Source organism: Nitrospirota bacterium, from assembly GCA_016207885.1.
Classification (GTDB): domain Bacteria; phylum Nitrospirota; class Thermodesulfovibrionia; order UBA6902; family UBA6902; genus JACQZG01.
Genome location: JACQZE010000030.1, coordinates 50805 through 65629, shown reverse-complemented (window position 1 = coordinate 65629; position 14825 = coordinate 50805). Strand labels below are relative to the sequence as shown.

11 protein-coding genes are annotated in these 14825 nt (G+C 44.9%); 6 read left to right on the top strand and 5 right to left on the bottom strand.

Going from position 1 to position 14825, the window contains the following annotated elements; translation table 11 throughout:
• Positions 1-91: 91 nt before the first annotated feature.
• The 5 genes from HY807_12055 to HY807_12035 all read left to right on the top strand — a co-directional run bounded on the left by HY807_12055 (position 92) and on the right by HY807_12035 (position 6001).
• Entirely contained in the window at positions 92-2587 is a 2496-nt protein-coding gene (locus HY807_12055) for a VWA domain-containing protein (protein MBI4827132.1), read from the top strand.
• Between the two features lie 62 nt (positions 2588-2649).
• Positions 2650-3651, top strand: coding sequence for a methyltransferase domain-containing protein (locus tag HY807_12050; protein ID MBI4827131.1), 1002 nt, complete (start codon positions 2650-2652; stop codon positions 3649-3651).
• The gene (locus HY807_12045; GenBank protein MBI4827130.1) at positions 3648-4382 is read left to right on the top strand and encodes a hypothetical protein; all 735 of its coding nucleotides are present in this window, start codon (positions 3648-3650) and stop codon (positions 4380-4382) included. Before HY807_12050 ends, HY807_12045 begins: the two co-directional genes overlap by 4 nt.
• Positions 4383-4457: 75 nt before the next feature.
• Positions 4458-4736, top strand: coding sequence for a DUF3303 family protein (locus HY807_12040; protein ID MBI4827129.1), 279 nt, complete (start codon positions 4458-4460; stop codon positions 4734-4736).
• The gene (locus HY807_12035) at positions 4733-6001 is read left to right on the top strand and encodes a hypothetical protein (protein MBI4827128.1); all 1269 of its coding nucleotides are present in this window, start codon (positions 4733-4735) and stop codon (positions 5999-6001) included. Before HY807_12040 ends, HY807_12035 begins: the two co-directional genes overlap by 4 nt.
• A gap of 222 nt (positions 6002-6223) precedes the next feature.
• Here the strand turns inward: HY807_12035 and HY807_12030 are convergent, their stop codons facing one another.
• The 3 genes from HY807_12030 to HY807_12020 form a co-directional block, all read right to left on the bottom strand.
• On the bottom strand, positions 6224-9172 hold the full coding sequence (locus HY807_12030; protein MBI4827127.1) for a hypothetical protein: 2949 nt from the start codon (positions 9170-9172) through the stop codon (positions 6224-6226).
• Between the two features lie 68 nt (positions 9173-9240).
• On the bottom strand, positions 9241-10020 hold the full coding sequence (locus tag HY807_12025; protein ID MBI4827126.1) for a FecR domain-containing protein: 780 nt from the start codon (positions 10018-10020) through the stop codon (positions 9241-9243).
• 23 nt (positions 10021-10043) lie between these two features.
• Positions 10044-11543 carry a tetratricopeptide repeat protein gene (locus HY807_12020; protein MBI4827125.1) on the bottom strand — a complete coding sequence of 500 codons (1500 nt, stop codon included), beginning with the start codon at positions 11541-11543 and terminating at the stop codon, positions 10044-10046.
• A 293-nt stretch (positions 11544-11836) separates the two neighbouring features.
• Between HY807_12020 and HY807_12015 the strand changes: the two genes are divergently transcribed.
• The gene (locus HY807_12015) at positions 11837-12550 is read left to right on the top strand and encodes a lytic transglycosylase domain-containing protein (GenBank protein ID MBI4827124.1); all 714 of its coding nucleotides are present in this window, start codon (positions 11837-11839) and stop codon (positions 12548-12550) included.
• Positions 12551-12621: 71 nt separating this feature from the next.
• Here HY807_12015 and HY807_12010 read toward each other — a convergent pair whose 3' ends face one another.
• Complete coding sequence (locus HY807_12010; protein MBI4827123.1) at positions 12622-13488, bottom strand: cyclic nucleotide-binding domain-containing protein; 867 nt, start codon at positions 13486-13488, stop codon at positions 12622-12624.
• The gene (locus HY807_12005) at positions 13485-14819 is read right to left on the bottom strand and encodes a hypothetical protein (GenBank protein ID MBI4827122.1); all 1335 of its coding nucleotides are present in this window, start codon (positions 14817-14819) and stop codon (positions 13485-13487) included. Before HY807_12005 ends, HY807_12010 begins: the two co-directional genes overlap by 4 nt.
• Positions 14820-14825 lie beyond the last annotated feature (6 nt).

Below are 14825 nucleotides of genomic sequence, written 5' to 3'. Positions count from 1 at the left end.
ACAAAATTTGAATATGGAATTTTTAAAGTTTAATTCTCCAATCTATCTCATCATAGCTGCTTTAGCAGTTGTTGCAGTATGGCTGTTGCGAATGAGAAATATGCAGCGCAAGCCTATACTGAGATCACTTGTCATATGCCTGATCCTCATAGGTCTTTCAGAACCGATGTTATTGATGAGAACAAATGATCAATGCGTGCTCTTTGTTGTAGATGTTTCCCAAAGCATTAATAAAAACGAAAAAGCTGCGATAAAGGATTACATCGCTTTAAAGATAAAAGAGAAGAGAGATGATGACCGCATCGGAGTCCTTCAGTTCGGGGAAAAGGCCCGGCTTGTAGTCCCGCCTTCAGGCATTACACAGGGGGAACATCTCTCAAAATTATCCCTTTGGAGTGAATCGCGTGAAACAGGATCAGGATTTACTGATTTAGAGAACGCTTTGCTGACTGCTTCAAAATTATTCCCTGAAGGCTTTCGCAAGAGGCTGGTGCTTATCACAGACGGCAATGAGAATACCGGCAATGCTTATAATATCTTTGATGAATTAAAAGCAATGGGAATTACTGTAGACGTTCTGCCAGCAGGAGGGATCAACCATGACGAAGCGCTTGTCGAAGCTCTTTACGCTCCGGCTGAAGTGAGAGTTGGAAACCCTTTTTCACTTGAAGTATCTGTCAGCAGTAATATTGAAACAGACGGCAGTCTCAAAATCGCTGTGGACGGAGAGGACAAAATCCTTAAAGAGGATCTCAGCATCCTTGCCGGAAACCGCCGGCATAAATTTCCTCTCGTTCTTGATAAAGGCGGTTTTCATGAAATCTCAGTAAGGCTGACTGCAAAGAATGACTCGACCTTTGCGAACAACAGCGCTGAGGCCTTTGTTTACACAGCAAGCAGGCCGGAGATATTGATCGTCACTGATCCGTCTTCTGATAATACGTCAAGGAAATATCTCGGCAATGTACTGACGAAAAACAATTTAGATGCCGTCTATATGCATGCCGGCCTTATGCCTGCGGATCCAAAAGAATACATTTCATACGACGCAGTTATTCTCGACAATATCCCTTCCCTGTTGCTTTCATTAGAGCAGATGAAGGCTTTATCAAATGCGGTTCATGACATGGGCACAGGCCTTGTTTTGATCGGAGGAGATACGGGCATAGGCTCAAAGGGATTTGCCAACACACCTATTGAATCCGCTTTGCCTGTAAGTTTAATACCTTCTCCCGGCGAGCATCCATCATCCCTTGGCCTTGTTTTTGTCATGGATAAATCAGGCAGCATGTCAGAAGGCGGTGATGAATCAAAGATCAGGCTTGCCGCTGATGCCGCGCAGTCTATCATTGATATGTCCGGTGAAGAAGACAAGGTCGGCATCATCGCTTTTGACAGCGAATCTCATGTGATATCAAGCCCCGGATCCATAAAGAACAGGGATGAGATAATTAAAAAGATCCAGTCTGTCATGCCGAGAGGGAGCACTGACCTTTTCCCTGCCATGACACAGGCTTATGACTGGTTGAAAACATCCGGAGCGTCTCATAAGCATGTCATACTTCTTTCTGACGGAAGAACGCGAGAAAGAGACTTCTCACAACTGATAGAAGAGATGCGAAAGAGAGACATTACAATTTCAGCCGTAGCTGTCGGAAAAGAGAGCAATATCACCCTTATGAAAGAGATAGCGTTTATGGGCGGTGGAAGGTTCTTTCAGGTGGAAGATGACCTTCATGAGCTTTCAAAGATATTTCAGATAGATGCCATGACCGCCTCCAGGCCTCTTGTGGTTGAAGATCCTTTTTCACCTCGCTTAAAAGAACCTGATGCGATATTAAACGGCATGCCTCTTAATATGCCGGTTATGCACGGATACATGGTGACTTCGCCAAAGAAAACATCCGTTATTCCGGTTATATCACACCTGGGAGACCCTGTTGTTGGGTTGTGGAATTATGGAATTGGCAGATCTGTTATATTCACAGGAGATGATGGTTTGCGGTGGTCAAGAGACTGGCTTCAATGGGAAGGATTCGGCAGGCTGTTTGTGCAGATGGTTAAGAGAAGTTTGCGGCCAGGCGCTGATGGAGAAACCCTTCCGGCATTTCATGTAAAAGGCAGCCGGGTGGAAATTCAGCATGAGGATTCAGGAAATAACGAAGATACGACGATGATGATTAGCGCTAAAATATTATCTCCTGACGGAAAGACTATTGACACTAAACTGCTCCGCTCCTCTGACGGATCATACACCGGAGCGCTCGGCAATCTTGCTCCCGGCAAATATCTTGCGGTCATAGCTGAAGAAAGTCACGGGAATATCATTGACCTGTCAAGAGGAAACTTCATAATAAGCGATAAAGAGGAGTTCCTCACGCTTGGCAGAAATGATAAATTGATTGAGGATATCGCCTCTCATACCGGGGGCAGGGTACTGACTGATAAAGATTTGTTATTAAATTACTCGGAGAAGAAGGCAGAACGATTGATACCGGCCTGGCCCTACTTATTTATACTCGCTGTCATAATCTTTCTTGCTGATATTGCGATACAGAGAAAGCTCTTGAATCATTATCCTAAATAGTAAATAATAAACAGCGGCCTGAGCAATAAAAATCAGTATCAAATCCCGCAAGGAGCTTTTTAATGAATATGGATATAAACCCTTCAGTTCTATTTAAACTTGCAACTGCGTACTGGGATTCATCCGTCTTTCTCACCGCAAACAGGCTGAATCTTTTTTCCAGGATCGGCAAGAATGAAAAAACCGTTTCAGAGATAGCCGGTGAACTCGGCACGGCAGCCCATCATACCGGGTTATTCCTGAACGCGTGTGTTTCACTCGGGCTTCTTGAAAAGCAGAATGAGAAGTATAAAAATTCAGCGGTTGCGGAAACCTTCCTGATCCAGGGAAGCCCTGCATACCTCGGAGAAGCATTTAAATACAGCGATGATCTCTATCCTGTCTGGGGTAAACTGGAAGATACGCTCAGGTCGGGAAAACCCGCTTTAAGGCCTGAGACCATACTTGGGGAGGACGCTGAAAAGACAAGGCATTTTGTTTTGGGAATGCACAACCGCGCACTCGGGGTCGGCAGGTCTTTGGCGGCAAAGATAGACTTTGCCGGACGGAAAAGGCTTCTTGATATAGGCGGCGGGCCTGCCACCTATTCCATCCTCCTTGCGCAGAAGAACCCGGGCCTGACTTCAACAGTCATGGACCTTCCCGGCGTTGTTGCGATTGCCAGGGATATTATCAAAGAATATAAAATGGAAGGCAGAGTTCATGCAATTGAGGGAGACTACACAAAGACCCCCTACCCTGAAGGCAATGACTGCGTACTTAATTCAGGGATCTTCCACAGAGAAAATCCTGACACCTGCCGTATGCTCATAGCCAAGGCATTTCAGTCGCTTGAACCCGGAGGCCTCTTTGCAGTGAATGATGTTTTTTGCAATAAAGAAAAGGACGGCCCGCCGTTCGTCATGCTCTTCGGAGTGAATATGATGCTCACAAGCGAGTTCGGCACGGTACATTCCATTTCAGAAATCATCCAGTGGCTCACAGAGGCGGGATTCAGGGATATCAGCAGCGTTCCCCTGCCCCCTCCGATGCCGCATACTGTCATACAAGGAGTTAAACCATGAAAAGAATATTATCATTGACACTGGTTCCGGCTTTTTCAGTATTTATATTTTGGGCTGACGCATCAGCTGAAAAGGAGGCTCAGGTAAACAAAATACCTCACGGCCCTTCAATTAATGAAAAAGTGCAGATACCCAGCGCCGAATCCCTTGGCAATGGGAAATACCGGATAGGCAGCGTCACTGTTGATACTGACCTGAAAGAGATTACCGTCCCCGGCATCTGGCATATGAACGAAGGAACCATTGAATATCTCGCGGCTGTCAAAGGCGGGCACAAATTATACGAAACCATACTTGAGATGGACTCAAATGCCTATGAGTTCAATCTGGCATTGATACTCATAGGCCTCGATCAGAAAAAGGGCAAGGCTGCGAAGTTTCATTTTGACCCTGATTCCCCTGAAGGAGATCAGGTCGAGATATGGGTTGAGTGGGAAGATGGCGGAAAGAATAAAAGCCTTCGCGCCGAGGAGTTGATCTATGACGCAGGGAAGAAGGCTGCGCTCTCTTCAATGCGCTGGGTCTATACAGGCTCGACCATTCTTCCGGACGGACAATACATGGCGCAGATGGACGGCATACTTATCGGATTTGTGCATGATCCTGCCGCCATCATTGATGCCGCCACAGAGTCAGGGCTTGTGCCATACGGAATGATGGTGGTCAATAAAAAGACAGCTCCGCCTGTTGGAACAAAAGTCATATTAAAAGTTAAGTCACTTAATAAATGATAATAACTCCCCCCAACCCCCTCTTAATTTAAGAGGGGGCGAGGGGGAGTTATTTAAATTAAAAGGAGTTCTGATATGCTGTTTATCCTGATCAATGAGACGAAAAGCGGGCTGACTGAAGATGAGTATAAAATTCTTGGAGGTATGATGAACACTTTTTATGACAACATACCTTCTAATGTCCGGCTTGTCGGAGATTACTCGTCTCTGGACTGGAAGAAAAACTTTGCGATCCTTGAGTCTGATTCTAAAGATAAGATTGATTCTCTGATAGCGCCTTTTGAGAAGTATGTCAACATTGAGGTCATACCTGTTGCACCTACCGCCTATTTCAAAAATATGGGACAAAAGTGAAAGAGTCAAGGATAAAATATCTCCAAACAAAATATCCTGAGGTTCCGCTTCCGGTCCTGATCAAGACCGACCTCCTTTTTAATGGCCTTAGATACACTCCTGAACTGGGTGAAGCCGGCGAATGGACGATCCCGAATTGGCAGCCCTACCGTTTTCAGGAAGGCGAAGAAAACCCAACAGGCGAAGCAAGCATCAATATCCCATATTTGATAGTTCTTGAAGACGGCGGCCTTGTGAGGATCCTCGGCAATGGCAAAAGCCCTTACAGAATTGTGAAGGATGGAGCAGGCTATATGCTGATGGAATGGGATGAAAAGGTAGCCAGGGTTGATTTCCAGAAGAAACCTCTATGGCATCAGAAAAGTACACTCGACGGAACTCCTATGACACAGGCAGGAGTTGCGCAGCACGGAGATATGCTTATTTTGAACCCCACGCCGGGGTGTGAATACTTTCAGCATATAGATACAAGGACAGGGGAAAGCTACCGTTGTAAATTCTGCCACTACGGTGTGCCAGATAAACGCACAAAGATACTCGGCCAGAGATCAGGAACAGGCGATATCAGCAGCGAACACCTTAACAGGCTTATGGAAGTTTGCGTAGAAGCGTCACCTGAGATAAAACATTTTTACCTTGTCGGCGGCAGCATGACTGACATTGATGAAGAGGGAAAACGCTACCTCCAGTTGGCAGAGGCGCTTAAAAAGGTCAACAGATCAAATATCCCTGTATGCTGCGGGTCATCCGCACTCAAGCGTGACGCCATGCTGCGCCTGAGAGACGCCGGTGTGACCGGCGCCTGCTTTAATCTTGAGGTCTGGGATGAAGGCCTCTGGGAAAAAGCCTGCCCCGGCAAGGCTCATTTCATCGGCCGCGAGGGGTGGATAAGAGGGCTGCTTGAAGCAGTCGAAATATTCGGTCAGGGAAATGTTATGTCAGCCTTTGTCGCTGGGATAGAGCTTAACATGGAGAATGCTTTTCAGGATATTGAAGATGCTCTCAAATCATGCGTATCAGGCACAGAATGGCTTCTTAAGCACGGTATACTTCCGCTCTATTCAATTCAATGGCCCTTCACATCTGTCTCTGTAAAGAAATTTCCCCTTGATTCAGTTCTTGATTATTTTATGAAATTAAATATCTCTCAATCCGGGTTAAGAAAAAAATACAGCCTTGCCTTCCCAAATGATTTTGTCTGCCATCGCTGCACATACATGCAGCTTGAATGCGACTTTGACCATCACCGGAATCTTCCCCTCTAATAAGAGGGGTTAGGGGTGTGTTTTATTTCAACATCCCCCTATCTCCCCCGCTTAAAGCGCCTACTGTTGGCTTTTCTAAGGGGGAATTCAAAAAACAGATTCCGGACAAGCCGGAATGACGCCTAACGCAATAGTTGTGTGTTTAGCTTATATAGCTCAGCATGAACCAAAAAAAAGACCCCTTTGCTTTTGGCAAAGGGGTCTTTTGAGTAACTGTGTGTTTTACTTTCTTCTTCTCTTCCTTACGCCATAACCTGCTGCCACAGCAATAAATCCAAACACAAGGAATGATGCCGCAGGATACTTCACTCCATACACAACAGGCGTAAGAGCTATACGCGCCGCAGACCTGAGAGACTCATGCTTTGCTATATAGTCAGCCATTGGCGGTGAGAATCTGTAATAAGTCTTCACGAACATATCGCCTAATTTATTTGTAAGCAGATATTTATCCCTGAACCTCTTCAGTACATAGACATCAGGATGCAGGTAACTGCCATATGCAGCGGTGGCTATGAAGCAGCCGCCGCCACTCCCGCCGCCGCTTGAATCAGGAGCGCTGGTCGTAGCATCAGGGTCTGTATATCTGAATACCGCTGTTGCCACACGGGTGCCGCCGTCTGTCACCCTGATAGTGAAATCGATATAATAGATCGGGTCGTCAGGGTCAGGATTCTCTTTTATCTGAGGAAGGTCTTCCCATGTCAGTTCCCCTGTGTTGTCAGGGTTAGTGCCGATAGAAAGATTATCCAGCATATTCTGAAGATCCTCAGGATTATCGGCAAAGTCCTCTATAAGCGCAGGAGAGGCTGTTTTATTGGTTATGCTCCACAGGTATGGAACTGTTCCTCCGGCAGCGCGAACAATGACCGAATAATCAGTGCCCACAGGCGCGGAAGGCAGGGTTTCCGTGACGATCCAGAGAGTACATGGAAGCACCTGGGCCGTGTCTGTATCACTAAGATCACAACCAGGGCCGCCAACGCCGTCATTGATGCCATCACAACTGAGGGGGAAAGAGAGGTGGTTTGTATCTGTCACCCTGAGCTGGATAAGGTGCTCACCAGAACCAAGATCGGTAAAGAAGGCCGTCACATCCGGCCGTACTCCAGTAGCGTCATCAAACTCGCCGTCGTTGTCTAAGTCCCAGGCATACTCCCCGATAGTGTCTCCGGGGCAATCAGAACAGGAACTCTGATGCAATCCCTCATCAGGGTTTATTGAAGCAGTTCCGTCCAGTATCCAGGGCGTTAAATGCGGACAGAGCTGATATGGGCCTCCTGCCTCGGCAGTAGGGCCAAGCGGCGGTTCTTTGATCATAACGGTTATGACTGTAGTATCAGTATCTGCGTTATTATCTGTTACCTTAAGCCCGACTTGATAGTCACCAAGCGCAGGGAAGATATGCGTTGCAGTGATCCCTGTCGCGTCATCATACTGGCCGTCATTGTCAATATCCCAGTCCCATTGAACTATCATTTTTTCAGGATCCTGATGGAATGAGTCGGAACCGTCCAGGGTGATCGTGCCCATCGCAACACCGGGGTTAGGTGTAGACTTGGCAACAGCTACAGGAACGCCGGATGAGAATACAGTACGGTTAAGCATGATTATCGCCCATGCTGTTTCAAACGGGTATTGTGTACTGGTATAGTTATGCCCAGACCAATAACCTGCGGCATTCTGGCCGTTTACCAGGGTCTTGGCAACACCGTCGCACGGATCGTCATTGGAAACCTCTGCCGAATACCAGTCGATAGGATTCGCACCGCCCGGCTGGTTGGCTAAGGTATCTATAGAAGTAGGAATGCCGTCACCATTAGGGTCATGCAGAAGCATCGACTTGGTAAAAGAGAACAAGCCGTAATAGTAAGCACGTAGTGAACTATAAGCCCCATTAGCCGGGTTATTACAGAAATTGTTTCTCTCATAGTTCTCAGACCTGTCCCATCTGGCGTCACCGCGCCCGATACCATCCATTGCCATCTGAACCATGCCTGAGGGTGTAAGAGCCTGATATCCCCATGCATTACCCTCGCTTTGATTGGTGTATCCAAAATATCCGTTTACACTCTGTGTAACATTGACGGAATTTATATTTGCATCTATGACCCACTGCGGAACTGTAACAAGAGGGAACTCCTTTGCAGCAATCAAGCCTATTGCTGCCCACTGGTTTGTCGAATTATCACTGGTAGAACTGTTACCGGATAGATTATAGGTCCAACCGCCATAGTAATAACCTGAATAACTCTGGCCCCATGCATAGGCATCCACCATGTCCTGCAAAATCCCGCTATATGTTCTGCCTGTAATGTTGGCAGGCCCTGTAGTGGTAAACGCAAGCGGTGTGCCGCTGGCAACGATGGCATCCATGAACATGCCGCCCTGATATCCAGTATCATAATCATTGACCAATACACCTAACCCGTTTCCGTTGCTGTCAGGGTTGACAGTGCCGATAGGCGCAGGATATGTATGATTACCAATGGCAACAGTAGTTAATCTGTTAAATACCCAGCGCATGGCGCGCTGTACCGTCTCTTTGTAAGGGTTGCTGTCAGGACTCGTCTCCAGATGCCCATTGACAAAGAATGCGGTCACATTGGCAGGGTTTATTACCGCATAACTTGTACAGTTATAACTGCAACCTGATTCCCAGTGGCCAGCATCCTGTGAATCAAGTGTTGTACGGGTCATTGTCTTGTGAAGCCGCCACAGTCCCTCATCTATAGCCACATTGACCTGCGTATCAAGGATATTTTCAAGTATCTGTACGAAATAGACCTTGCTGGCTGATTCGAATGTAGTTGTGTTCTGTACTGTCAGCCTTGCGGTAAAGATATCGCCCGGATTACCTGTGTATGTGTGAGCCGCCTCAACAACATATTTATTGCTTACAGTCCCTGTCGCTACAGCAGAGCCGTCCCCGAAATCCCATGTGTACTGTATGTTCCCACCTTCCACATCTGATGTTCCCTTCAGGGTGATCTGCCTCCCGCTCCAGGTAGAATGCGGGATGAGCGAGTTACTGGAAACCCATGGCACGGTCTTTACAACCGGCGGCGCTGAAAATGCCAGCTGGGCAGAGCCTAATAATAATGCCAATGCAAAGATTGGTAAAATAAAAGTCTTCATAAAGAATAGTTTGAAAAACTTTTCCCTTTTCATAATGATCTCCCTCTATTTATATTGAAATAATTATATAATCTTCTAAATTGACGGTTCATATATTCACCTTAATCATTGCTCGGCGGAAGCGGGTTCTTTTCAAGCAATTCAAAGTCACCCTGTTTGCCGCGTATATTCATAGGGAAGTCAATAAGAGGCAATGCAATGCAAAAAGCGCCGTTACAGCCTGCGGGAGGCGCTATAGCTGGATCGCCGAAAACAGGATCATTCGTGACAACCGGATAGCCTTCTCCCGGAACAAAACCATACCCATCCGGCGGAACAATTACAACATATTCCACATTGTTTATATTGTAAACATAGACGTTACCCGGTTTTGAACATTTTCTTTCACCTTGAGAATTAACAAAAGTAAATAAATTGGAAAACGCGACCGAATAACATGTGCCCCTGACGCCTGCTACCGCATTCGGCGTATGTATCTCAAATTTTTTGCCTGAGGTGCTGCCCGCATCCTTAAGCAGATCTTTGGCAACAACAACATTTATTTTACCCTTTGAGAGGCCAATAACCCCATCTGATGAACCATCAGAGTAATACTCGCTTATGTTTATCCTGCTCCTCTGCTCAATGGTCAGGACGTTGCCGTCATTGAATAATATCTGGGCGGTTGAACTGCTCTTGCTTCTCACAGTATCTTTTATGTAGATAACATCTCCGGCATTTACTGCAATCGAAGGAAGCTCCCCGCCTCTCAGCACGTCAACCCTGCCTTCTACTGATGTGAACTTACCCACCGCTTCAGCCGCTTCAGCCCTGGAATAAAGCAGGCAGGCTGCCGCAGCAATAACAAAAAAGATATACTTTATCTTTAACCTATTATCCATTATATTTGCCATCATGCCCCCCATTAAAAGTTATATTCAACTGCCGTTGTATATACGTTTCGTCTGTAATCATAAAGAGAGACGTTTGAGTCTGCCCTTGTATGAGCATACTGAAAATTCAGACTTATGTCGTTCTTTACCTGCCACTTCACGTTTGCCGACCCGTTATAAGTCCTGTCCCTTCTCTTGGTATCATTTATTTTTTCATACCCCTGTAGAAAAACATCACCTGTAAGAGTAAGGTCTACTTTATCCTTTAATGGAATGATCGCTCCGATATTAAGCCTGTTGCCGATGTTAGACCAGTTTTCACCGTCAGTATAGTCCTTGGAAAGTTCGTAGCCTGCTTTAAATAAGCCATGGCCTTCGTGAGTAGGGTGCTGATAACCGATGCCGGCGCTGTAAACATCACCATCCCTGTCATCGGCATTGGAAGAAGGAGCATCTAACATATCCCTTCGAAGATATCCAAGAGAAAACTCGCCGATATGCCCGACATCCATTATGAACTTTATAGTGGGATTGATAGAAACGAGATATGCATATTGTTTGTTATCAATAAATACATGTTGCAATTCCACAGGGAGAAAAATATTGCCCGCGCTTAAATTATAACCCGGGGTTACTGATAACTTCTGAACCAGATAATTATGGGTATGGGATTCACTGTAATTGTTAGAATAAAACTTATAACCCGCATTTAAAAACCACGGGCCATCAAATTTTCTTCTGTATTTAGCATCAAATATGGCTGCAATGCTGACATCTTCTTCACCGGAAACATCTGCAACTCCCGGGATATCCATTAAGGGCTTTATAACAAGATTATCATCATACTGAACTGCGGCGCTTAACATAAAATTCCATGCCTGCCGCTTGTCCATTAAGCCGGCAAGGGCACTCTGCTGCTCCATAGCATAGAATGCAAGCTCAGATGCGGGGTCAATGGCAACAGCAGCATTAAGGCTTGCGCTTGCCTTATCTAACTCGTTATCCCGGGCATATGCTATCCCTATGTATAAATTCGCTCTTTGAGCTAAAGAAGTGTCAAGCTCTTTAGCATTATTAAAGGCTGCTATAGCATCGCTGTTTTTGTTTTCCAGAAGATAGGCTATACCGTTTAAAAACGAAAGGTCAGCAGGACTGACCCCGTCTTCCACGGCCTGTGCAAGATAACTCTTTGCGCCGGCAAGGTCATTCTGGACATAAACAACCTCCAACAGCTTTGTGTATGCCTTTTTTTCAGACGGCTTGATACTGATTGCATCTTTGTACTGCACTACAGCATCGTCAAGCTGGCCGACCTGTTCATAGGCAAGCCCGAGATAGTATGCGGCAGTTGAAGAGCCGGGCTGTTCCCGCCTTGCCTCTTTAAATAACTGAAGGGACTCGTCATAATTTTCAGCATTGTACTCTGCAATACCTTTTTGCAAATTATCCTGGGCAAATGACTGGGTTGCCGTTAATCCAACGACAATGATAAAAATGAAAAGCAGTAACAGATAAGACATTGATCTACGCATTAATACCTCCTTATACTATAGTTATAAAAGTAAAAAAATAAAAAGGGATAAATCCTTTCTTTCCATTAACATAATGTGCTGAAATTTTCTCATATCAATAGGGTCTTAGTCAAGTAAAAAAGCCATATAAAAATATAATCGAATCTTAACAATTCAAATAAATAAAATATCAGGGAAAATTCATAATTAAATTACATGACAAAACTATGATATGTTTGAGTGAATTATTAAATATGGCAAAAGGATATTAATATAAAATTGACCGCCATAACCATTAACTGGTATATTTTATTATGCTGAAAGTTTGTTTCACTTTAATAATTTCGGCCGTTCTCCTGTCATTTTCGTTATCATACGGGGACATATATAAGTATGTAGATAAAAACGGGGTTGTTCTATTTACCAATGTTCCTCAGGAAAAACCGCACAAGAAAAGCAAAAAAGTAAATAATTATAAAAATTATAACAGCGGCAGCGAATACTACGACCAGATAATCAATAACAAATCATCAAAATACAGCGTAGACCCTTCTTTAATTAAAGCCATAATAACTGTAGAATCCAACTGGAGAAAAAATGCTGTTTCAAATAAGGGCGCTATGGGGCTTATGCAGCTCATGCCTGATACGGCAAAAGATATGGGGGTGATCAACCCCTTTGATCCTGAGGAAAATATAGATGGCGGGACAAAATACCTCCGTTTTCTGCTCGATATGTTCACTGACCTTCCGCTTGCCGTTGCCGCATATAATGCCGGGCCCGGCACTGTTACGGATTACGGGGGGGTGCCTGCATTCCCTGAAACTGAAGATTATGTAAGTAAAGTTCTTTCTATATATGAAGGAAAACCCAATGGAGGCAATAATTCAAGCAGAGATAATACAAATAGACCTGTCACCGGCAAGGATATTTCTGCAAAGATTTACAAAGTTGTAATGGATGACGGGACGCTTCTTTTTACAAATAACCCGTCTGAATATAAAAGTTCAAAGCTATCAAGATTCTGACCTTCATCATCATTAAGATCAGAACCATTAATGAAGCAGAACAATTCCCTCAGAAGTCTATGTCTGTCAACTCACATATCAAGCATTGATGCATGGATCAGAACATCCTCTGCAGCGCTGCTGAGCTTACTGAAACTCTTTGCATTAATAATAGCTACAGAAGCATATATGGCAAGGGTATGGAGTATCTTCAGATTCTCTATCGTAAACATTTTTTCAGAGCTGTTGCTCAGATTGATCACGCCGAAGACCTTACCCTTGCCCTTCAGCGGCGCACAAAGCATTGAATGTATGTTGGCACCACCCTTTACATATCTTGAATCCAGCGAAACATTATTAACAAGCTCTGCCTTCCCGGTCTTAAGCACATCTCCTGCAATACCCTCTCCGACGGCAAACTCCATGACATCGCCCGGCTTCTCCCCGAATGCAGCCTTGATAGTCAGGGATTTTTTATTATCATCAAATATCATTATCGAACCATTGTCAGTGTTGATAATATTCTTTGCCTCGTCGAGTATAAGTGCGCAGGTCTCATCAACATCCATACAGGCATGAAGAACATCAAGCCTGCTCTTTTTAAGTTTTGTAAACTCATCATCGAGCTTCCTTATCCTCATGCTTGTTGTCTCAAGTATCTTGAATACCATGGAAGGATCCCTGCTCGCAGTTGCAAAGAACTTCTTTTTATCTATATTAAGTATCCTTGCCTCTCCTTCAGCCGTGGCATTAGCAGAGCGGGGCAGTTTATCAAACAGCGCCATCTCGCCGAACAATTCCCCTGCGTTAAGGATTGCGATGGTCATGTCTTCTGAACCGGTTTTTTTGGTTATCCTTACTTTGCCTGACTGGATGACAAACATGTTTTCGCCCTTGTCGCCTTCTTTAAATATTATCTCGCCATCTGAATAAACCTTCCCGATGTCTGAGTAGCTCATTTACGCCTCCTTAAAATACTTCCTGCGAATTCTCTCCAAAGATCAATATGCATCGGTATACTTATTGCTGTCTTAAATATGTTTTTATAACGCTCATTTCCGGTAAACATATTCCAGAGGATGGTGCTCAGTATCCTGGGATTATCAGGGTCATTCTGTTCCTCCTCAACAACAGCAAGCATTCCTTTTGTCATTATAGCGTATTTTTTGTAAAGATCTGTTATCCAAAAAAGGTATCTACCGTAATAATTGTCTACCTTGATCTCCCTATATGCAGGGTAATATCCTTCCCTGAAATGCTCTTTGCTCACACCGTCAAAGACAACGGTCTTTGCAACCGCTTTGCCCATTATATATGCGGCGCCAATGCCGTCTTTAAAGAGCCTTGTTGAGCCGGAATCACCGCACATTACCATCCTGTCCGTAAAAGGGATTTCAGGAGCGCTGACGCTCATCTTTGGCAGACATCGGCACTTGGGCTTTACATCCGATCCCTTTGGCAATATCTTCCTGACTATATCATGGTTTAGAAAGTTTTCTACAGTGTTGGAGTCCATGTTCTTCCCGAGGATACATGTTGTAACATAACTCCCCTTGGGTATCATGGCGGCAAACTTCATGCCAGGGACAGGAAGCAGAAAAAGCTGTATGGAATTGCCGAAATATTCGGAAACAACATCTTCACCAAATTCCAATTCAGCAATCGCTGTGGTTACTGTCTCAGGCTGTCTGTATCCGAAACCGATATCTTCAAATATCTTTGCTGCAGTAGAATTAACTCCAAAAGCGCCAACAACAACATCAGACTCGTGCACCTTTTCACCCTGAGAAAAGAGAACAGGCTTATCACCATTGTATTCGATCTTATCAATGCGTAATGGCCTGTGTACAGCACCGAGTTCAATAGCCTGCTTAAGCAGAAAATTATCAAAACTCTCCTTGCCTGGCTGGTCTATATCTTTAGGCCCCCCTCCCCTCTTGATTGTAGCGATAGTCTTTTCAAAGGAAGGGGTGATAATATCAACGCTGCCGTGTAATGTGTGCAGTTTATAGGAATTGATGCCTCTTTGGATAACAGTATCAGGAAGGTTGATGCCCTCAACTGCAAGGGTTTGAACAAGGAGTTCGGATATTACACCGCCGCACCTGTTACATCCTGCGGGGCCGCTCTTTGAAAAATCCTTGGGATCAAAGATGGTGATATTTAACTTCTTGTCGATCATCTTTGCCATTTTAAGGGCAAAGATCGTAAAAAAAGTCCCGGAAGGGCCGCCGCCTATTACTGCTATATTGGAACCGTCATCCAGTATGTACCTATCAGTTTGCGCCATGCCCTT

Bases quoted from the DNA above. Each gene is read 5' to 3' on its own strand.
- HY807_12055 (MBI4827132.1), top strand. From the start codon at position 92: ATGAGAAATATGCAGCGCAAGCCTATACTGAGATCACTTGTCATATGC.
- HY807_12050 (MBI4827131.1), top strand. From the start codon at position 2,650: ATGAATATGGATATAAACCCTTCAGTTCTATTTAAACTTGCAACTGCG.
- HY807_12045 (MBI4827130.1), top strand. From the start codon at position 3,648: ATGAAAAGAATATTATCATTGACACTGGTTCCGGCTTTTTCAGTATTT.
- HY807_12040 (MBI4827129.1), top strand. From the start codon at position 4,458: ATGCTGTTTATCCTGATCAATGAGACGAAAAGCGGGCTGACTGAAGAT.
- HY807_12030 (MBI4827127.1), bottom strand. From the start codon at position 9,172: ATGAAAAGGGAAAAGTTTTTCAAACTATTCTTTATGAAGACTTTTATT.
- HY807_12025 (MBI4827126.1), bottom strand. From the start codon at position 10,020: ATGGATAATAGGTTAAAGATAAAGTATATCTTTTTTGTTATTGCTGCG.
- HY807_12020 (MBI4827125.1), bottom strand. From the start codon at position 11,543: ATGCGTAGATCAATGTCTTATCTGTTACTGCTTTTCATTTTTATCATT.
- HY807_12015 (MBI4827124.1), top strand. From the start codon at position 11,837: ATGCTGAAAGTTTGTTTCACTTTAATAATTTCGGCCGTTCTCCTGTCA.
- HY807_12010 (MBI4827123.1), bottom strand. From the start codon at position 13,488: ATGAGCTACTCAGACATCGGGAAGGTTTATTCAGATGGCGAGATAATA.
- HY807_12005 (MBI4827122.1), bottom strand. From the start codon at position 14,819: ATGGCGCAAACTGATAGGTACATACTGGATGACGGTTCCAATATAGCA.